The organism is Collinsella sp. HCP28S3_G2 (assembly GCF_052065125.1).
GTDB lineage: Bacteria > Actinomycetota > Coriobacteriia > Coriobacteriales > Coriobacteriaceae > Collinsella.
Map to the genome: position 1 here is coordinate 1 of NZ_JBQHUO010000015.1, position 20,696 is coordinate 20,696.

The 20,696-nt window shown below is 58.8% G+C and carries 15 protein-coding genes and 1 pseudogene; 4 read left to right on the forward strand and 12 right to left on the reverse strand.

The window, feature by feature from the left end:
• From ACTNB2_RS08020 to ACTNB2_RS08050, 7 genes and pseudogenes are all read right to left on the reverse strand, one after another.
• Nucleotides 1-202: pseudogene (locus tag ACTNB2_RS08020) on the reverse strand (SIS domain-containing protein); the annotation flags it as partial.
• A 60-nt stretch (nucleotides 203-262) separates the two neighbouring features.
• Entirely contained in the window at nucleotides 263-1,378 is a 1,116-nt protein-coding gene (locus tag ACTNB2_RS08025) for an SIS domain-containing protein (protein ID WP_441042619.1), read from the reverse strand.
• Between the two features lie 193 nt (nucleotides 1,379-1,571).
• Nucleotides 1,572-2,285 carry a GntR family transcriptional regulator gene (locus tag ACTNB2_RS08030; RefSeq protein WP_441038902.1) on the reverse strand — a complete coding sequence of 238 codons (714 nt, stop codon included), beginning with the start codon at nucleotides 2,283-2,285 and terminating at the stop codon, nucleotides 1,572-1,574.
• Nucleotides 2,270-3,037 (reverse strand): GntR family transcriptional regulator, encoded by a 768-nt coding sequence (locus tag ACTNB2_RS08035; protein WP_441042618.1) that lies wholly within the window; start codon nucleotides 3,035-3,037, stop codon nucleotides 2,270-2,272. Before ACTNB2_RS08035 ends, ACTNB2_RS08030 begins: the two co-directional genes overlap by 16 nt.
• 38 nt (nucleotides 3,038-3,075) lie before the next feature.
• Nucleotides 3,076-3,564, reverse strand: coding sequence for a hypothetical protein (locus tag ACTNB2_RS08040; RefSeq protein WP_441031396.1), 489 nt, complete (start codon nucleotides 3,562-3,564; stop codon nucleotides 3,076-3,078).
• Between the two features lie 257 nt (nucleotides 3,565-3,821).
• Nucleotides 3,822-6,350 carry a phosphoketolase family protein gene (locus ACTNB2_RS08045; RefSeq protein WP_441042448.1) on the reverse strand — a complete coding sequence of 843 codons (2,529 nt, stop codon included), beginning with the start codon at nucleotides 6,348-6,350 and terminating at the stop codon, nucleotides 3,822-3,824.
• Nucleotides 6,351-6,554: 204 nt separating this feature from the next.
• Nucleotides 6,555-7,583 (reverse strand): LacI family DNA-binding transcriptional regulator, encoded by a 1,029-nt coding sequence (locus ACTNB2_RS08050; protein WP_118388843.1) that lies wholly within the window; start codon nucleotides 7,581-7,583, stop codon nucleotides 6,555-6,557.
• 183 nt (nucleotides 7,584-7,766) lie between these two features.
• On the opposite strand from ACTNB2_RS08050, the gene murB reads away from it, so the two are divergent.
• Nucleotides 7,767-8,729: a UDP-N-acetylmuramate dehydrogenase gene (gene murB, locus ACTNB2_RS08055; RefSeq protein ID WP_441042450.1), complete on the forward strand. Its 963-nt coding sequence runs from the start codon at nucleotides 7,767-7,769 to the stop codon at nucleotides 8,727-8,729.
• Between the two features lie 217 nt (nucleotides 8,730-8,946).
• On the opposite strand, the gene ACTNB2_RS08060 is transcribed toward murB, so the two are convergent.
• Nucleotides 8,947-10,152 carry a coiled-coil domain-containing protein gene (locus ACTNB2_RS08060; protein ID WP_154515132.1) on the reverse strand — a complete coding sequence of 402 codons (1,206 nt, stop codon included), beginning with the start codon at nucleotides 10,150-10,152 and terminating at the stop codon, nucleotides 8,947-8,949.
• A 266-nt stretch (nucleotides 10,153-10,418) separates the two neighbouring features.
• On the opposite strand from ACTNB2_RS08060, the gene galE reads away from it, so the two are divergent.
• The 3 genes from galE (at nucleotide 10,419) to ACTNB2_RS08075 (ending at nucleotide 15,601) form a co-directional block, all read left to right on the forward strand.
• A complete protein-coding gene (gene galE, locus ACTNB2_RS08065; RefSeq protein ID WP_154515134.1) occupies nucleotides 10,419-11,480 on the forward strand; it encodes a UDP-glucose 4-epimerase GalE in 1,062 nt (353 codons plus the stop codon).
• A gap of 207 nt (nucleotides 11,481-11,687) precedes the next feature.
• A complete protein-coding gene (malQ, locus tag ACTNB2_RS08070; protein ID WP_441042446.1) occupies nucleotides 11,688-13,205 on the forward strand; it encodes a 4-alpha-glucanotransferase in 1,518 nt (505 codons plus the stop codon).
• Nucleotides 13,206-13,333: 128 nt separating this feature from the next.
• Nucleotides 13,334-15,601 carry a glycogen/starch/alpha-glucan phosphorylase gene (locus ACTNB2_RS08075; RefSeq protein WP_441042444.1) on the forward strand — a complete coding sequence of 756 codons (2,268 nt, stop codon included), beginning with the start codon at nucleotides 13,334-13,336 and terminating at the stop codon, nucleotides 15,599-15,601.
• A 616-nt stretch (nucleotides 15,602-16,217) separates the two neighbouring features.
• Here the strand turns inward: ACTNB2_RS08075 and ACTNB2_RS08080 are convergent.
• The 4 genes from ACTNB2_RS08080 to ACTNB2_RS08095 all read right to left on the reverse strand — a co-directional run bounded on the left by ACTNB2_RS08080 (nucleotide 16,218) and on the right by ACTNB2_RS08095 (nucleotide 20,583).
• On the reverse strand, nucleotides 16,218-17,417 hold the full coding sequence (locus ACTNB2_RS08080; RefSeq protein ID WP_154515138.1) for an ABC transporter ATP-binding protein: 1,200 nt from the start codon (nucleotides 17,415-17,417) through the stop codon (nucleotides 16,218-16,220).
• 68 nt (nucleotides 17,418-17,485) lie between these two features.
• A complete protein-coding gene (locus ACTNB2_RS08085; protein ID WP_154515140.1) occupies nucleotides 17,486-18,325 on the reverse strand; it encodes a carbohydrate ABC transporter permease in 840 nt (279 codons plus the stop codon).
• Nucleotides 18,325-19,179 carry a carbohydrate ABC transporter permease gene (locus ACTNB2_RS08090; protein ID WP_152073297.1) on the reverse strand — a complete coding sequence of 285 codons (855 nt, stop codon included), beginning with the start codon at nucleotides 19,177-19,179 and terminating at the stop codon, nucleotides 18,325-18,327. Before ACTNB2_RS08090 ends, ACTNB2_RS08085 begins: the two co-directional genes overlap by 1 nt.
• Before the next feature lie 87 nt (nucleotides 19,180-19,266).
• On the reverse strand, nucleotides 19,267-20,583 hold the full coding sequence (locus ACTNB2_RS08095) for an ABC transporter substrate-binding protein (RefSeq protein ID WP_441044919.1): 1,317 nt from the start codon (nucleotides 20,581-20,583) through the stop codon (nucleotides 19,267-19,269).
• Nucleotides 20,584-20,696: the final 113 nt, after the last annotated feature.

The following is a 20,696-nucleotide window of genomic DNA, read 5'->3' on the forward strand; positions in this document are numbered from 1 at the left end:
ACTTGTTCATGAGGTACTCGAGCTGCATGAGCTCGTCCCAGGTGCCGCCGACGCCCATCAGGAACACGGCGTCGTAGCCCTCGTCGGCGACCTTGTCGGCGAGCGCGGTCATCTTCTTGCCGGTCTCGTAGAGCGCCTTGCCGTCCTCGAGGTAGCCCTCCTGGTCGAAATGCATGATCTCGATCTTCTCGGTTTCCTTCATTTGTCTCTCCTTTCTGGGGTTGTTTCCACATCCCCCATGCCAACGGGCATCAAAACCCGCTTACATTCCGTAACACTCAGCCGCTTTGGCCTTAAGCGCATTGATTGACTCTTCGTAGCCCTCTGCCTTGACCTCCATTTGCTTGGAGACGGCATCGAGATACGGGTGCACGTCCCATGACTTCAGACGCTCGGCGATCATGGCCGCAACCGTCTGGAAGAACACAAGATTGGGAATTGCGCTGAGCAGCGGAGCCACCTGAGGCACCGCAACCTCGTGAGCCCTACCCTTGGGATGGGCCGTGAGCAGCACCGTTTTTGCCGTAACGTTCGATAGCGCATCGGCGATATCCGCAAGACGCTCCGACCCCTGCGGATCGTCGACGATAAACACCAGATAGCCCGGAACGATTTGCATCTCGGGACCGTGGACGAACTCCTCGCCTTCGTGATGCATGGCAGGAATCTTGATGGTCTCGCTCAGCTTGAGCGCTGCCTCCTCGGCAACACCGTAGTTGGGGCCGTTGCCGACGACCATAGCGGGCGTGTGCTCAGAAAGCTCGAGCATGTGGTCTTGGACATATGCCTCGGCGGTCTTGCACATCACGGCATTGGCCTGGATAGCCTCGCGCAGGTCGTCAAGACGCTGGGCAACGCCCTTGGCGTCAATCGTTCCGCGCGCCTGACCGCCGTAAATACCAAAGAGCACCAGGTACTCAACGAGAACCTCGACGCCCAGAGTCACAAAGTCCACCGACTCGACGCCCACACCGTAGTCAAGAACGATGTCAGCGTATTCCTTGATGGGTGCCTCGACGTTTGCCGTGAGCGCAACTGCAGCCATATCGTGTGCGCGCATGTAATCGAGCGCCGCAATCGTATTGGTTGAATAGCCGCTCTGCGAGACGGCAATGTTAAGCGCATGCTGTGGATAGGTGTGTTCAAAATCGACGAAGGCCTCGGGCGTCACAACGGACACCTGCATCTGCAGCGCATCTTGCAGGTAATCGCGGGCGCAATCCGCAGCATGGCGCGACGAACCCGAAGCAACGATGCGCAGCGCGTCAAAAGAACCGGACTGGAAAATATCAACGAGCTGCGCTACCAGCTCAGACGAACGCTCGAGGTTCTCTCCCATACGCACATGGGCAAGCTGAACGTAATCGAGCATCTTCATCGTCTCACCTCGTAACAAATCATTAGTATTTGATACCAATCACAGTTACAGGTTACGGCTTTTTGATACCTCTTTGTCGATTAATTTATCCCCTTCGGCGAACGGTCGATTTTGAGCCCTGTAAGGTTGTATATACAGTCGGTCAAATTGCCCAAACAGACCGGCTGTTACCGCGCGCGATGCAAAGCCCCAGCTAGTACGTATAGGTGTAGCCGCCCGCATCGCCACGATTGAAGGACTTTACATACTCGATAGCCTGACCGCTCGCGTCATAGCTCACGCATTCCAAAAGCAAAACAAGATCCCCTTGTTCCAAGCCAAGCAAGCCCGCGTCGCGTGCACCCACCGCCTCGATATCGAGCTTTTCCTGTGCCATGACCGGCTTTCGGCCCAGCATCTCATAGGTCTCGTACAAACTGAAGACCGACACGTCAATATCTTCGATTGTGGGAAACAGCAGGCACGGGATGAACGCCATCTCAATCGATACAGGATCGCCGTTGACGCAGTTCAAACGCCGAATCGAATACAGCAAATCGTCCTCGGCAATGCCAAACAGGTTGGCATAATATGGCCCCGCATAACGCTTGGAACGCGCGAGGATGCGGACGGACGGCTCGCCGCCCGAAGCACGAACCGACTCGCGAAAGCCTCCTGTTCGCTCGTAGGCAACGGGTACTTTCTGCGCCACAAACGCGCCCTTTCCGCGGACGCGTCGAATCTGCCCGCGCCGAACCAGCTCATCGACAGCGCTTCGAATAGTCAGGCGCGTCGTGTCAAACTCTTCGGCAAGTTCATTCTCGGACGGAATCATGGAGCCCGTGGGATATATACCGCGCTCGATACGCTCCTCGATGCGGCGTCGAATGCGCATATAAACCGGGGTGGCATCTACTGTTTCAGCCATTGTTCACCTGCCACGCTCCTCATGCCGTTCTTTTCGCCGTTATCGGCAAAGCGGAACTTTGTGGGCAAAATCACCGATTTGCAATGCTCCACAAAACGCATGTCCTTATCAAATTCGATCGTGCTCTCATAGAACACCGGCGTTCCCTCTTCTTGCTGGAGCAGCTCGGCCTCTTCGGCGTTCAAACGCGAGATGGAGATATGCTCACGTCCATGCTCAACACGCACGCCACCTTCTTTGAGCAAGACATCGTAAAGGCTCTCACACTCAAAATCGTGCTCGAGAAGCGATGGGCACAGGGACAGGTTAACGTGAGCAGTCTCGATTGACGCCGGCTCGCCCTCTATAAGTCGAATGCGCTGCATGCGGAGTAAAGGAGCACCCACAGCCACCCCAAGCTTGTCGGCAAGCGCCTCATCCGCCTCGATGGTCCCGGTGGAAACCAGACGAGAAGAGGGGTGCAGGCCGACAGTCCGCACGGCATCGGAAAAGTTATACGTTTCCTGGAAGATGTTCAGCGGCTTGGGAGGACACACATATGTACCCGATCCGCGACGGCTCTCGAGCGTTCCACACGAGATGAGCCGTGTGATGCCAGCGCGCAACGCCGTACGCGAAACGCCAATCTCTTCGCACAGCACTCGCTCAGCCGGCAGGCGATCGCCGCCGGCAAGCTGATGGTGCTGGATATACCAAAGAATTCCCTCAACAGCACGATCTTTGGGGGGGATTGCATAAGATTCGCCTGCCATTGCACAGACTCCTCATTCAGAAACGTATGCCGCCAAAATTAGGCCAGCCCTCCCATGGCATCAAATTCGGCCTTGATCTTCTCGGCGACATTCCGATACGACTTATATAGGTTTGAATCGCGTTTGACTTCGTCGGTCATAACGGGAATCTCTAATTTGGAAACCTTGCCTTTTCCCGTCTGAACCGCCACAACAACGCCCATACCAAGACACATATTACGCTTGGCAGCGTTCATTTTTGCCGCCTTGGCAGGATTTGCCAGAATACGCTGGGCAAATTCTTGTTTGGAGACCGCTTCTTCGGCCTCCGGATTGCCAGCTTCTGCCACTTCGCACTGCAGCACGTCCGCATAGTCAAAAATCTTCGGCTCGCCGCCGCGCTGATGCACGGCCCACTTGCGGCGCGTGGCATCCTGGTAGATAGCCGGCAAAAATGTAAACCGCGGCGGGTCCAAAATCGTATCCGTGATGGTAAACACATCGGGATCAAAGGCATCCTGCGGGTTTTTCTTCTTGAACAGCCCCATATCAGCCTCCCGTACTAGTATTAAACAACTCAAGTTGAATATAGCACCAATTTCAAGCCGCCGCTTTACCGCATCGGTGCGTGGTGTCTATGGCTCGCCCAGCGGAAAAGTTCACGGACGAGGGGGGGGGGGGGGGGGGGGGGGGGGGGGGGGGGGGGGGGGGGGGGGGGGGGGGGCCCGCCGCGCGCCCCCCCCCCCCCCCCCCCCCCCCCCCCCCCCCCCCGCGCCCCGCCCCCAGCGCGAGACCGTCCCGGATGCTATTCGTTGTCGCCGGCAGTTAGCTGCGTTGCGGAGAGTACGCCGTCGGCAGCGGTTGCGGCTGCGGCGTCGGGCCAGACCCAGTCGGTAAAGGCCGGGTGATCGAAGCCCTCGTCGCACGCGAACTCAAAGGCCTCGGTGCGGAAGGCCTCCCACTCATCAATCTGCTCGGCAAACTTATCGGCGTCAACCATGCGCAGCACGTCGGCGGCCAGGGCCCAGCGATCCATGTTGTTCAGGCGCAGCATGTCGAACGGCGTGGTCGTGGAGCCCTTCTCCTCGTAGCCGTGAACGCGGAAGGCATCGTGGCCGGGACGGTTCCAGATCAGACGGCGAATCGTGCCGGCATAGGCGTGGAATGCGAAGAGCACGGGCTTCTCGCCGCGGCCAAACAGCTCAGCCCAGCGCTCATCGCTGATGGCTTGGTCGTTCTCGCAGACGTTCTGGATCTTGAGCAGATCGACTACGTTGACAAACCAGACCTTGATGCCCAGCCCGCGCAGCATATCGGTTGCGGCCAGTGCCTCGAGCGTCGGCACGTCACCGCAAGTAGCGACCACGACGTCGGCCTCGGCGAGCGAGTCGGCAGTCGATGCCCACTCCCAGGTCGCTACGCCCTCGGCGAGCTCAGACTTGGCCTCGTCGACCGTCTGGAAGGTGGGGGCGGGCTGCTTGCCACAGAAGATGGCATTGACGCAGTCGGTGGACTGGTAGACGCGCTCGGCCACAGCAAGGGCCATGTTGGCATCGGCCGGATAATAAGCATTCACGACATGCGTGTCGTTGGCCTTGTTGAGCAGCAGGTCGATAAAGCCGGGGTCCTGGTGCGAAAAGCCGTTGTGGTCCTGGCGCCAGACATGGCTCGACAGCAAAATATTGAGGCCGCTGATAGGAGCACGCCACGGAATCTCGCGCTTGGTCGCTTCGAGCCATTTGCAGTGCTGGTTGACCATGGAATCGACCACGTGGACAAAGCTCTCGTAGGAGCTCCACACACCGGAGCGGCCGGTGAGCACGTAGGCCTCGAGGAAGCCCTCGCACTGGTGCTCGGACAGCTGCTCGACAACCTTACCGGAACCGGCCAGCAGCTCGTCGTTGGCATCGTCCTCGTAGAAACCGGCATCCCACTGCTTCTTGGTCACCTTATAGGCAGCCTGCAGGCGGTTGGACGCGGTCTCGTCGGGACCGAAGATGCGGAAATCATCCATGTTCTTGGCCAGAACATCGGCAGTGTACTCACCAAAGACGCGGGCGGCCTCGGTGGAGCCCCAGCCGTGGCCCTTACTTGCGATGGGGATCTCGTGATCGTGAATATCGGGAAGCTCGAGCTCGCGGCGTACCTTGCCGCCGTTCGCGTTGGGATTGGCGCCGATACGCAGCTCGCCGGTCGGCATAAAGGCCGTCACCTCGGGGCGCACCTGGCCCTCGGGCGTAAAGAGCTCCTCGGGCTTGTAGGAGCGCAGCCACTCGCGCAGCACGCGGAAGTGCTCGTGGGTGTCCTTGGCACTCGCCAGCGGCACCTGATGGGCGCGCCAGGAGTCCTCGGTCTTCTTGCCATCAATCTGCTTGGGGCAGGTCCAACCCTTGGGCGTACGGAACACGATCATGGGATAGGCCGGACGGACCACGGTCTCGCCCGCAGTGGCCTGAGCCATAGCGGTGGCCTTGATGTCGCAGATCTCATCGAAGACCTGCTCGAACAGGGCGGCGAAACGCGCATGAATGCTCGCATGGCTCTCGTCGTCAAAGCCGGCGACAAAGAAATGCGGCTTATAGCCCATGCCCTCAAAGAACTTGGTGAGCTCCTCGTCGGACACGCGGGCAAGAATGGTGGGGTTGGCGATCTTGTAGCCGTTGAGGTGCAGGATCGGCAGGACGATACCATCGGTTGCCGGGTTCACGAGCTTGTTAGACTGCCAAGAGGTCGCGAGCGGACCGGTCTCGGACTCGCCGTCGCCCACCACAGCCACGGCCAGCAGGCTCGGGTTATCCATGACGGCACCGTAAGCGTGGCTGAGCGTGTAGCCGAGCTCGCCGCCCTCGTGGATGGAGCCAGGCGTCTCGGGCGCAAAATGGCTCGGAATACCGCCGGGGTAGGAAAACTGGCGGAAGAACTTCTGCAGGCCGGCCTCGTCATTGGTGATGTCGGGGCGAATCTCGCGGTAGGTACCATCGAGCAACGACTGGGCGGTGCCAGCGGGGCCACCGTGACCCGGGCCCATCAAGAAGATCGCGTTCTGGTTGTGATCGGCGATGAGGCGGTTGACATGACCGAACAGGAAGTTGATGCCGGGCGTGGTGCCCCAGTGACCGACCAAGCGGTGCTTAACGTCCGGGCGACCAAAGTCGCGCACCTCGCCGGTTTTCTCATCGACAAAGTCGGGGCGCATGAGCGGGTTAGAGCGAAGGTAGATCTGACCGACGGACAGATAATTCGATGCACGCCAATACAGGTCGACGCCCTCGAGCTCGGAAGCCGGCACCTCGTGGCCCAGCTTTTGCCACGGCGTCCCCAGTGTTTTAGCCATTGTTTATGTCCCTCCGCTGTGCGGTCGCCCTCCAATACGGCAACCATTCGTTGGGACTAGTATATTTGCTAAAACGTTTTATCATGGTGAAAAAACGTTTTATCACCCTTATCAATCACATCGATCAACAAAACGCGACATTCACCTGCGGCATTGTCTGCCACAGGTGCTCCACATTCGGTCTCTGCAAATTGATAAACGTGTTTAGTTATGTTTAGTAAGCTCGAGCACGCTGCCCTTAACGATAAGCGCCGGCTCCAGGACGACCTCTTCGGCACGCCTACCGCCCCTACCGGCAAGACGCTTGGACATGCAGCCAAAAGCATGTTCCGCGAGGACACCAGGATCCTGCTCAATGGCGGTCAGCGCCGGCTCAAAGAGAACGTCGGCCGCCGAGTTGTCATAGCTCACCACCGAAATATCGCCCGGGATGCTCTTCCCCATCTCGTGCAAACGCTTGAGCAAACCGAGGGCAATGTTGTCCGAGCTTGCGAACACGGCAGTGGCGTCGGTTGCGAGCACCGCCTCCGAGGCCTCGTAGGCGCTCGGAATGTAGTACTCGCTCTCAAACTCCAAACGCGCGTCGATAGGCAGGCCAACCTCGCGCAGCGCGCGCTCATAGCCGGCAAGTCGCTTGCGACCCGTATTGGAACGACGCGCATTAACCAAGCAGGCAATGCGACGGTGGCCCTGCTCAATCAGATAGCGGGTAGCCATATAGCCACCCATCTCGTGGTCGAACATCACCTTGTCGCACTCGAGCCCCTCAATGGCGCGGTCGACCATCACGGCAGGGATGGGTAGATGGCTGACCTCTTCGCGCAGGGCACGGTCGTCCGAGAACTCGTCGCCTACCACCAGGAAGACACCATCGACGCCGCGCGTCACCAGCTGGCGCAGCAGTTCCAGGTCGTCGTCGGCGCTTCCGCCCGAGCTGGTAATAAAGAGCGCATAGCCGTCCTCGCGGCAGCGCTTTTCCAAGCTACCGGCAAGTGAGGCAAAAAATCGGCTCTCGATGTTGGGGACGATAAGGCCCAGGGTGCGTGACTCGCGCATGACCAGGCTGCGCGCAATCTGGTTGGGAACATAGTGGTTGCGCGCCGCGACCTCCTTGATGAGCTTGCGGTTTTCTTCCGAGATGCGACAAGGCCGATTGTTGAGAACAAGCGAGACCGACGAGGGGGAAAGCCCCACCTCCTGGGCGATCTGCTTGAGGGTGACTTTGTTGGCCATCTCGCTCCTTCCGGGTTTACGCGCAATCTCTTGAAAGTATAGCGACTGCCCCTCTACCTCGATGATAAACACTTTACCAATCCGGTAGACGGCTGTTTTATCGCCGCCAGCGCACCAAATACGTCCAGGTGGGGTATATTGCAATCGATTGATGACAACGACCACCAAAAGGCGGATATTCGGATGCACGAGAACGACTTTTTTAACGAGGACCTGCTGTGCGCGCTCGCTGGCGTTGCCGGCGAGGACAACGTGTTGATGAGCGAGCCCATGCGCGAGCACACCACGTTTAAGATTGGCGGCCCGGCCGACGTCTTTGTCACGCCCGACACCGAGCAGGGCCTCGTCGCCACGCTCGATACCTGCTATCGCTGCGATCTGCCACTCACCATCGTGGGCAACGGCTCCGACCTACTCGTCGGCGACAAGGGCATACGCGGCGTCGTCGTAGCGCTAGGCGAGGGCCTCTCCGACATTACCGTCGACGGCACGCACGTTACGGCAGCAGCCGGTGCGCTGCTTTCGGATGTTGCGGCCGCGGCAGCCGAGGCCGGTCTCACCGGCATGGAGCCCATCTCGGGCATCCCCGGATCGGTCGGCGGCGCCTGCTACATGAACGCCGGCGCCTACGGTGCCTGCATGGCCGACGTGCTGGAGTCTGTACGCGTCTACAAGCCCGCCCGCATGCTCGACGACGGCACCCGCGGTAGCGGCAACATCATCGAGTTCGATGTCGACGAGCTCAATCTGGGCTATCGCAAGAGCCGCATCGCCGACGACGGCTTCATCGTGCTTTCGGCCACCTTCAATCTCGCCCCGGGCAACGCCGCGATGATCAAGGCCGACATGGACGACTACCGCCAACGCCGCGAGGACAAGCAGCCGCTCGACATGCCGAGCGCCGGCTCCACTTTCAAGCGCCCCGAGGGCCACTTTGCCGGTAAGCTCATCATGGACGCCGGCCTGCGCGGCCATGCCGTCGGCGGCGCCCAGGTGAGCGAAAAACACTGCGGCTTCATCGTCAACGCCGACCACGCCACCGCCGCCGACGTCGACGAACTCATCCGCCACATCCAAGCAACCGTCAAAGACCAATTCGGCGTAGACCTAGAACCCGAAGTCCACCGAGTAGGCGAATTTTTATAAAAAGAAGGCCCCAAAAGGGGCCTTCACCATATTTATTCAGATAACCCAGTCCGGTGTGTCGTGCTCAGGACCCGTGAGGGCCGGGACAGTCCGAGAGGCATAAGGTTGATCGCGAGTTCCGCACGAGCCGGAGAGCACTTAATGTGCTCTCCGCGCGAGCAGGACTGCCCGAGCAGGCAACCTGAAGCCTCTCGGACTGTCCCGGACCAAGCCGCAGCTACGACAGCGCAATACCGCCAAGCCAGCCCCAGCGCACACCAGAGCCAGTGCCGTAAAAGCTAATGAACGAGTCAAGCGACCTCGACGTGATGGCGCCCTCGTTGCTCATAACGATGCCGCCGCCAACATAGATGCCCACGTGTCCGTACAGCAGACCCGGCATACCGGTGCCACTGTGCGACGAGTCGGCCACGATCATGCCCACCTGCAGCGCCGAACGATCGGAGCTGTAGCACCAGGCGTTAAACATGTCGCACGCGTTGCCGCCAAAGTAGCCCACGCCGGCGTTGCGGAAGACGTTGGTGACCCAGGCGGCGCACCAGTTCAGGCCAGGCGAAGGCGTGGAGTAGCATGCGTTGACGACAGCCTGCTGCTTGCCCGAGCCGGCATTCTGTTGCGGATTTCCGGGCGCATACGATCCGCCACCCGAGCTCGAACCACCCGAGTAGGAATTGTTCTTGTTTGCGGCAGCCGCAGCAGCGGCAGCCTTCTTGGCAGCCTCCTCAGCCTGGGCGGCAGCGAGAATCTCGGAATCGCGCTGAGCCATGAGCTCCTTGACGTCGTCGGAGAGGCCGTTCAGAACCGTCTGGACCTCTTGCTGCTTGGCCTGCATGTCCTGCATCTGGGCAGTCTGCTGGTCCTTGAGCTTCTCCAAGTCGGCTTTTTGCGACTCGAGCTCGGACTTCTGTGTATCGAGCTCTTTCTGGATGGTCTGGATATCCTCGATGGCGTCGCGGTCGCTCTTGTTGATCTTCTCAACATAGTGCGCATTGGCGACGAGCTCCTCAAACGAGCCCGAGGCGAGCAGCAGCGACAGGATGTTGGTGCCGCCCGACTTATAGTTGGCGGAAACGCGATCGGAAAGATCGCCGCGCTTCTTTTTGAGCTCGGCCTTCTTTTCGTCAATCTGCGCCTGCGTGCTGTCAATCTGGCCCTGTACGCTCTCGATATCGTTGAGGGTCTGGGCGTTCTTGTTGGCCAGCGCCGCGTATTCATTTGCGATGCTGTCGAGCTGGGCCTGGACCTCGTCAAGCTGAGCCTGGGCCGCATTGAGCTTGTCGGTGGTTTCCTTGGTGGCCTCCGCAGCATGGGCGCGAGCGGGCAGACCAAAAAGAACGGCTGCAGAAGCGGCGCCGAACAAGGCCTTGAGGGCAGTGCGACGCGAAAGCTCCTGGGAAAGGATGGAATCGCTGTTTGGTGACATATCTACTCCGTTACATGTTTATTTATATGTCGCTCAACTCATACATATTAGCGTACATCCGACGCGTCCCAACGATTTCCACGAACGGCAGGAAACCCCATGGTCGGCGGCTCGTATGCAAACGTCAAAGTCAAGGTTATGCCCACGCCAAACATTTCCATGAGTACGTTAGCATGTTCGTCTGCTTTTCCTGCCCTGCACGTTTTGGGTGCCCCTGCCTGCGCTATACTCCCTCAGGAAGTGTTCCTGATTCGATAGGAGACTACATGTCCAAAGCACTCGACCCCAAAGACACCTGCGTCCTCGTAACCGGTGGCGCCGGCTTTATCGGCTCGCACACCGTCGTTCAGCTGCTCGAGGGTGGCTACCAGGTCGTCATCGTCGACGACCTCTCCAACTCCAGCGCCGTCGCCGTCGACCGTGTCAAGACCATCGTGGGCGACAAGGCCGCCAAGAACCTCACCTTCTACGAGGCCAACGTGCTCGACCGCGATGCCATGAACAAGATCTTCGATACCCATCAGATCGACCGCGTCATCCACTTCGCCGGCTTTAAGGCCGTCGGCGAGTCGGTGAGCAAGCCCGTCGAATACTATCACAACAACATCGAGAACACCCTGGTGCTCGTCGACGTTATGCGCAACCATGGCTGCAAGTCCATCATCTTCTCGAGCTCCTCGACCGTCTATGGCGATCCGGATAACCCGCCCGTCACCGAGGAAGACCCCAAGAAGCCTGCGACCAACCCCTATGGCTGGACCAAGTGGATGATTGAGCAGATCCTTATGGACGTTCACACCGCCGACCCCGAGTGGAACGTTGTGCTGCTCCGCTACTTCAACCCCATCGGCGCACATCCGTCGGGCCTAATCGGCGAGGACCCCAAGGGCATCCCCAACAACCTGGTGCCTTATGTCGCGCAGGTTGCCGTGGGCAAGCTCGAGGCCGTTCAGGTCTTTGGCAACGACTACCCCACCCCCGACGGCACCGGTGTGCGCGACTACATCCACGTGTGTGACCTGGCATCGGGCCATGTGGCCGCCCTCAACTGGATGAACGGCAAGACCGGCGTCGAGATCTTTAACCTAGGCACCGGCACCGGCACCTCGGTGCTCGAGGTCGTCGCCGCCTTCTCCAAGGCCTGTGGCAAAGAGCTGCCCTACGTGATTCGCGAGCGCCGCGCCGGCGACATCGCCGCCAACTGGTGCGACGCTTCCAAGGCCGAGCGCATGATGGGTTGGAAGGCACAGTACGACATCGCGGACATGTGCCGCGACAGCTGGAACTGGCAGAGCCACAACCCCAACGGCTTCGCCGACGCCGAGTAGCAAAAACCTACACACCGTTCTTGCCCCGATCTCACGATGTGAGACCGGGGCTTTTTCATGGCATGTAACCATTCGCCGAAAATCGACCAACTTTTTTATCTTGCCTATACATGTTTAAACAACATGTATACAATAGGTGTATCGAATCAGAACATCGGAGGCGGACTGCACACCCATCGGCAGGCCGACCCCACAACAAGAAGGTTGGTGAGCGCATTCATGGAGCGTGCAAGCGGCGTCCTCATGCCCGTCTCATCTCTGCCCGGACCATACGGAATCGGCGGCTTTGGCTGGAATGCCTACGACTTCGTCGATTTTCTTGCCTCGTGCAAACAACATTACTGGCAAATCCTGCCCCTTACGACGACCAGCTATGGCGATTCGCCCTATCAGTCGTTCTCGGCCCGCGCAGGCAACCCCAACTTGATCGACTTTGCCGAGCTTATCGAAGCCGGCTATCTGGAGCAGCGTGACATCGACGGCGTCTTCCTTGGTTCCGACCCCAGCAACGTCGACTACGGTGCCATCTTTGTTGGCCGCCGTCAGATTCTCGATCGAGCCGCTGAGCGCTTTGCTGCCGACAAGCCGGCCGATTTCGACGACTTTATCCAGGCAAACGAGGACTGGCTCATTCCCTACTGCGAGTTTATGACCGTGAAGGAGGAGTGCGGACTCAAAGCCTTTTGGGAGTGGCCCGAGGAGCTCCGCCGCCGCGGCGAGGCATCCGCCAAGGTCTGCGCCACCCATCCCGAGCGCATGCTCTACCACCAGATGACGCAGTATTTCTTCGATCGCCAGTGGAGCCGCCTCAAGGCCTATGCCAACGAGCACGACATCCTGATCATCGGCGACCTGCCCATCTACGTCTCGCGCGACTCCGTCGAGATGTGGGCCACGCCCGAGCTCTTTAAGATCGACGCCGCCGGCAATCCCGTCAGCGTCGCGGGCACGCCGCCTGATCAGTTCTCGGCCACCGGCCAGTACTGGGGCAACCCCATCTATGACTGGGATGCTATGGAAGCAGACGGCTTCTCCTGGTGGGAAGACCGCGTCCGTGCTGCCCTCGACATGTACGACGTCATCCGTCTGGACCACTTCCGCGGCTTTGAAGCCTTTTGGGAGGTGCCGTTCTCCTCTCCCGATTCGTCATATGGTTCATGGACGCAGGGACCCGGCCTCAAGCTCTTCAAGGTGCTCGAGGAAAAGCTCGGCACGCTTCCCATCATTGCCGAAGACCTGGGCTTTCTTACCCCCGGCGTCATCGACATGCGCGACACCACGGGCTTCCCCGGCATGAAGATTCTGCAGTTCGCTTTTGAAGGCAGCAACTCCTACTATCTGCCCCACAACTACATTGCCAACACCGTCGCCTACGTCGGAACGCATGACAACGAAACGGCACGCGGCTGGTATGAAGGAACAGCCACCCCGCGTCAGCGCGAGCAGGCGGCCCTGTATACCCACCAGCAGGCAGGCGAGTCCATGGCCGACGCGCTCAACCGCACCATCGCCGCCAGCGTGAGCGATACCTGTATCTACACCATGCAGGACCTGCTCAATCTGGGCAACGAGGCGCGCATTAACACCCCCGCCACCCTGGGCGGTAACTGGACGTGGCGCATGCTTGATGGCGCCATCACCCGCGAACTCGAGCGCAAGCTCACCGACTGGACCGAGACCTACTTCCGCATCCCGTCGGAAGCCGAAATCGAGCTTCCCCAATAGGAGCCACCGCGCCCGACCCCACCCCACCGTGTGGACGCGACCGCTTTTCCCGCGCGAGGCCATCCCAATCCCTCGCGCGGGCTTCTTTTGAATTTCTGACATGTAGTCGACTCACCACAGGAGGAAACATGCCCCGTATAAGCCTCGCAGAACTCGCCGAGCAGTCCTTTGGCACCTCGCTCGAGCAGCTCGATGACCGTCGTATTTATAAGCTGCTGGTCAAGCTCGTGCAGGAGCGCTCTGCCGCCTGTCCGCTCAACAACGGCAAGAAAAAGCTCTACTACATCTCTGCCGAGTTTTTGATCGGCAAGCTGCTCATCAACAATATGATCGACCTCGGCATCTATGACGAGGTTAAGGACCAGCTCGTCGCCGCCGGCCACGACCTCAACAAGATCGAGGAGTTTGAGGTCGAGCCTTCGCTCGGCAACGGCGGCCTGGGCCGCCTGGCCGCATGCTTCCTGGATTCCATTGCCACGCTGGGCCTTACCGGCGACGGCGTGGGCCTCAACTACCATTACGGCCTGTTCCGCCAGCGCTTTGCCGACAACCAGCAGAAGGCCGTCCCTGACGAGTGGCTCGGCGAGCAGGACATCCTGATCGATGACGACCGCTCCTACACCGTCGAGTTCGGTGATTTTGCCGTCACCTCCAAGCTCGTCAACATCGATGTGCCCGGTTATGGCCAGCCCACCAAGAACCGCCTGCGCCTGTTTGACCTGGCAAGTGTCGACGAGGGCCTGGTCCCCGGCAGCTCCATCGACTTCGACAAGACCAAGATCGCCAAGAACCTCACCCTGTTCCTCTATCCGGATGATTCCGATGAGCAGGGCCGCCTGCTTCGCATCTACCAGGAGTACTTCATGGTGAGCAATGCCGCCCAGCTCCTGATCGACGAGGCCGTAGAACGCGGCAGCAACCTTCACGATCTGGCCGACTACGCCGTGGTCCAGATCAACGATACGCACCCCACCATGGTCATTCCCGAGCTCATCCGGCTGCTCACCACCGAGCACGACATCGAGTTTGACGAAGCCGTTACCATCGTACGCTCCATGGTCGCCTACACCAACCACACGATCCTTGCCGAGGCGCTCGAGAAATGGCCGCTCACCAGCCTGCAGAAGGTCTCCCCTGCCATCGCCGACATCATCGTCAAGCTCGATGAGATTGCCAAGGCCGAGCATGGCGACCCGCGCGTCGCCATCATCGACGAGTACGGCACCGTCCACATGGCCCACATGGACATTCACTTTGGCTTCTCCATCAATGGCGTCGCCGCACTCCACACCAAGATCCTGGAGGACACCGAGCTTCGCCCGTTCTACGAGATCTATCCCGAAAAGTTCTCCAACAAGACCAACGGCATCACCTTCCGCCGCTGGATCCAGGGAGCCAACCCCGCACTTGCCAGCCTGCTCGACGATGTAATCGGTACCGATTGGCGCAGCACCGGCGACCTGAGCAAGCTCGCCGAATTCGCCGACGACAAGGACGTTCTTGAGCGCCTGGCCGCCACCAAGGCCGAGGCCAAGGCCATCATGCGCCAGTTCATGGCGCTCGAGCAGGGCGTGACCATTCCCTCCAACGCGATCATCGATGTTCAGGTCAAGCGTATCCACGAGTACAAGCGCCAGCAGATGCTCGCGCTCTACATCATCTGGAAGTACCTCGACATCAAGAACGGCAATAGACCTAAGCACCCCGTCACCATCATCTTTGGCGGCAAGGCGGCACCTGCCTACACTATCGCCCAGGACATCATCCATCTGATCCTGACGTTGTCGCAGTGGATCGCAAACGATCCCGACGTGGCTCCCTACCTGCAAGTTGTCATGATCGAGAACTATAACGTCACCGCTGCCGAGCGCGTGATTCCCGCCGCCGACATCTCCGAGCAGATCAGCCTGGCCTCCAAGGAGGCGAGCGGCACCTCCAACATGAAGTTCATGCTCAACGGTGCTTTGACCCTGTGCACGCTCGACGGCGCCAATGTCGAGATCGCCGAACTCGTGGGCGACGAGAACATCTACACCTTTGGCGCCTCGTCCAAACAGGTCGAGCAGCTCTACGCCGACGGCAGCTATAACGCCGGCGCGCTCTACCGCAAGCCCGGTATTAAGCTACTGGTGGACTTTATTACCAACCCCGCTTTTATGGCGACCGGCAACGCGGAGCGCCTGCAGCGTCTGCACGACGACATCAAGGGCAAGGACTGGTTTATGTCCCTGCTCGACATTGAGGAGTACATCCAGACTAAGGAGCGCGTGCTGGCAGACTACGAGGACCGGGACGCTTGGATGCGCAAGGCGCTGATCAACATCGCCAACGCCGGCACTTTCTCGTCCGACCGCACAATCTCCCAGTACAACGATGAGATTTGGCACCTGAGCTAATTTCGCTTCCTTTACCCATCCTCTTGAAAGCGGAGTCGTGGCAACACGGCTCCGTTTTTTGTGCCGATACGCCGGCCTGTGATTTGTCTCGACCAAATAATCTCGGCCTGTAACACCTAGACGGCAAAACTGGGTCTATCTGTTACAGATCAAGACAAGCAGAATTGTCCCGATGAACTGTCTCGATCTGTAACATCTGGCATCCAAAATTGGCTCTTCCTGTTACAGATCAAGACATACCGGACCTCCCACGGGGGTTTGTCTCAACCTGTAACAGTTAGACCCTGATTGACCTTCCAGATGTTACAGATTGAGACAAACGGAATCGTCCTGCAGCAATATCTCAATCTGTAACATCTAGCAGCTGAAATTCGCCTCTGGTGTTACAGATTTAGATGAAATGGTTAGCTCAGTGGAACCGTCTCGATCTGTAACATCTAACGTCCGGAATCGGCCCTACCTGTTACAGATCGAGACAAACGACCGGCCAGACAGCCCCAGCACAAAGAAAGGCTCCCCTCTCGCTCAGCGGACGAGAGGGGAGCCTTATATGTGACTACGGCAAAAGGATGGCAAAACCGCAGTCGCCCAAAAGGAGGGCCTGATTGAATCGGGCCTAGATAAGGTTCTTGCCAGAGACCTTATCGAAGAGGTGGGTCGCATTCTTCTCGAACTTGAACCAGATGGGGTCGCCGGCCTTGAGCGAACCCCTGGCCTCGAGGTCGACGACAGGGATGATCAGGACAAACTGGCCGTCGGGAGACGTCACATGAACGTGCTCGGTCGAACCCATGAGCTCGGTGACCTCGATGGTGCCCTGAAGCGCACCCTCCTCGCCCTTGTCGGCAAGCAGAATCTGCTCGGGACGCACGCCGGCCGTGATCTCCTTCATGTCCTCGCCGTCCCAGTTAAGCGCAAGCTGAGCGCAGGTCTCGGGGGCCAGTGCGACATTCATGTCGTCGGTCTTGACGGTAAAGCCCTCACCCGAGCGCACCAGCTGGGCATCGAAGAAGTTCATCTGCGGCACGCCGATGAAGCCGGCGACAAAGATGTTCGCGGGATGGTTGAAGACCTCCTGCGGCGTGGCGATCTGCTGAACAACGCCGTCCTTCATGACCACGATGCGGTCGCCGAGGGTCATAGCCTCGGTCTGGTCGTGGGTAACATAGATGAATGTGCCTTTGATCTCGTGGCGAAGCTTAATGAGCTCGGCACGCATCTGGTTACGAAGCTTGGCGTCCAGATTGGACAGCGGCTCGTCCATCAGGAATACCTTGGGGTCACGCACGATGGCGCGGCCGATGGCAACGCGCTGACGCTGGCCGCCCGAAAGCGCCTTAGGCTTACGGTCGAGGTACTCGGTGATACCCAAAATCTCGGCAGCGGAGCGAACCTTGCGGTCAATCTCGTCTTTGGGGACCTTCTTGAGCTCAAGCGTAAACGCCATGTTCTCGTACACCGTCATGTTGGGGTACAGAGCGTAGCTCTGGAACACCATGGCAATGTCACGGTCCTTGGGCGCCACGTCGTTGACGCGCTTGCCGTCGATGAGCACGTCGCCCGAGGTAATGTCCTCCAGGCCGGCAACCATGCGCATCGTCGTGGACTTACCGCAGCCAGAGGGACCAACGAGGACGATAAACTCCTGGTCGTGAACAGTGAGGTTGAAGTCCTCTACAGCGAGCACGCCATCCTCGGTAACCTTGAGGTTGTGCTTCTTCTCCTCGGTCTTCTTCTTTTTGCCAAAGAAGCCCTTCTTTTTGGACTCGTTGTTGGGATACACCTTCTGAACATGTTTGAGAACGATCTCGGCCATGTCTCTACCTTTCGATACGCGGCGCCACGCTGAGGGGCGCCGCAGAAACTTGCAAAACAGTTACGGCATCAGCCCTTGACGGCACCTGCCACCACGCCGTCGATGATGTACTTCTGGCAGAGGATGTACATGAGGACGATGGGGACAACGACCATCATGATGCAGGCCATCATGGGGCCGAGCTCGACGTGACCGTAGCCGCCGCGGAAGTACTGGATCAAGATAGGAATGGTCTTGTACTTGGTGGAGTCGAGGGTGAGGTAGGGCAGCAGATAGTCGTTCCAGACCCACATGGTCTCGAGAATGCCGACCGAAAGATAGGTGGGCTTCATGATGGGAAGGACGATCTTAAAGAACACCTGGACCGGGTTGCAGCCGTCAATCATGGCCGCCTCCTCGATCTCGAGCGGGATGTTCTTAACAAAGCCGGCGAACATAAAGACCGCCAGGCCCGCGCCAAATCCAAGGTAAATAAAGCAGATGTTGAACGGCGTGTTGAAGCCGATGCGGTCCGCCAAATTGGACAGCGTGAACATGAGCATCTGGAACGGTACGACCATCGAGAACACGAACAGGTAATAGAAGAAGTTCGAGATCTTGCTGTTGACGCGCACCACATACCAAGCGCACATGGAGCAGCACACCAAGATCAGCACGACAGACGTGACCGTGATGATGAGCGAGTACATAAACGCCGAGGCAAAGCCCTGCTCGTTAAGGGCGTGCACGTAGTTTGCAAGGCCGTTGAACGTCTCGGGCGTGAGCAGATCGAATGCCGTGGTGGTGCTGATTGCGGTCCCTTTCTTAAAGGAATTGAGCGCAATCATGAACACGGGGTAAATCCATGCGAGCGACAGGATCGTAAAGAAAATCGAGAGCGCACGGTTGATAGCCTTATCGCGTTTCATTACTGCTGCACCTCCTTGGACCTCGTGGCCTTAAGCTGGATCATGGAGATTGCTACGACCAGGATGCAGAAGATAACCGCCTTGGCCTGACCGATGCCCTGCCATGCGATGCCAGCACGCGAATAGAACGTGTTGTAGATGTTCAGGGCGAGCATCTCGGTGGAGTGCGCCGGGGCGCCACCGGTAAGGGCGAGGTTCTGGTCGAACAGCTTAAAGCCGTTGGTGATGGACAGGAACAGGCAGATGGTGATCGTCGGCATCAGGTTGGGGATCTTAACCTTCCAAAACGTCTGCCATGCCGTAGCGCCGTCGACCTTGGCGGCCTCGATGTAGTCTGACGGAATGGACTGCAGACCGGCGATGTAGATGATCATCATGTAGCCGACCTGCTGCCACAGGGTCAGGATGATAAGGCCCCAGAAGCCAGCAGCAGAGTTAAGGGCGATAAGGTCGGCACCGATGTTGGAGAGCAGGCAGTTGATCAGAATCTGCCAAATGTAGCCCAGCACGATGCCGCCGATCAGGTTAGGCATGAAGAAGATTGTACGGAAGATGTTGGTGCCCTTGAGCGCCTTGCGGGTGAGCGCCTGCGCGATGGCGAGGGCGATCACGTTGATGAGCACCGTCGACAGGAAAGCAAACGCCACCGTAAAGAAGAACGACGTGGCAAACTGCGGATCGGACAGTGCACGCACGTAGTTCTCGATACCGACGAAGTGCGTGTTGTTAATGGTAATAAACTGGCAGAACGAGAGATAGAAACCCTGGATAAAGGGGATCACGAACCCGATCATAAACGCCAGGCACGTGGGCAGCATAAAGAGCGGCCACCAGCGCTTGAGTGCTTTGCCCATAGAAGGGTCCTTTCAATATGCAGGGGGCGGGCAAACCGACGTCTGCCCGCCCCCTGTCGCCAATCAGATAGCTTGGGCAGCAACTGCTTACTCGGAAGCAGCCTTCTCGGTCTTCCAGCCATCGACGAAGGCGTTCTTGACGCCGTCCCACTTGGTGTTATCGGCAGCATAGGCAATCAGAGCCTGCTTGAGGTTCTTCTTCCACTCCTCAGAGGGGATGTAAACGAAGTCCCAAGCGACGGTCTTCTTGCCGTCCTTAGCCATGGCAATAGCCTGCTGCGAGAAGACGTTGGTGGTGTCCTTGGCGCTCTTGAACGGGGCAGTCAGACCCATCTTGTCAGCGATGATGCTGGTGGCAGTCTCAGAAGTGACGCACCAATACATGAAGTCCTCGGTAGCCTTCTGGGCATCCTCGGAGGCCTGGGAGCTCACGCACCAGTAGTTCTCGCCGCCGGAGCACAGGCCCTGGTTCTCCTCGCCGTCGACACCGATGTAGATGGGCATCATGCCAATCTGATCGTCGGTCATACCGGCCTTGATGAGGTCGGCGTAGGCCCAAGAGCCGTTCTGATAGAAGACGGCCTTGCCGGTTGCGAACTCGTTGGAGGCGTCGTCGCCGGTCTTGGAGGCAAGCTGCGAAGGATCGCAGGTGGAGTCGGTGATGTACAGGTCGAAAATCTGCTTAAAGTTGTCGAGATACTCGCCCTTAATCTCGTCATCCTCCTGGTTGTGCTCCTTCTCGAACTCGTAGTAAAGCGGGAGGTTGGCGAGGTGGGTGGTGTAGCGCCAGCTGGAGGAGTCATCCATGCCGGCGGAAGTGAAGGCACCGTCAACGCCAAGCTCGTCCTTGCGGGCCTGAATGTCATCGGCGCAAGCCTTCAGCTTGTCGAAGGAGTTGATGTCCTCGGCCTTGTAGCCAGCCTTCTCGAGGAGCTCCTTGTTGTAAATGATGCCGTAGCTCTCCTGGACCCAGTCGATACCTAGATCCTTGCCGTCGGACTGCAGAGCCAGGGAGTCGTCGACGAGCTCACCGCGGACCTTGGTATCGGACAGGTCGGCGCAGTAGTCCTTCCAGTTCTTAAGACCGGTGGGGCCGTTGACCTGGAACAGGGTCGGAGCGGAGCTCTTGGACATCTCGGACTTGAGCTTCTCCTCGTAGGTGTTAGAGGCGGCGGTCACGATCTTGACCTCGACGCCCTTCTCCTCCTTGTATGCCTTGGCGATCTCCTTCCACTCCTTGTCGACCTCGGGCTTGAATTGGAGGAAGTAGACCTCGGCAGCGTCACCAGAAGCAGAGGAGCCGGAGCCGGCGGAGCCACCGCAGCCCACGAGACCCAGGCCAAAGACTGTGGCCGCGGAGCCAGCGAAGCCCAGGAACTGCCTTCTGCTCATTTCGTTCTTCATTACAATCCACCCTTTCACACCGTGGCGGCACCCTTTGCCGTCGCCTTCGGAGATTGGTTCGGGGACTTTGCCCCTTTTTCTGATTTGTACAATACGCTATTTGGCTAGTTGTT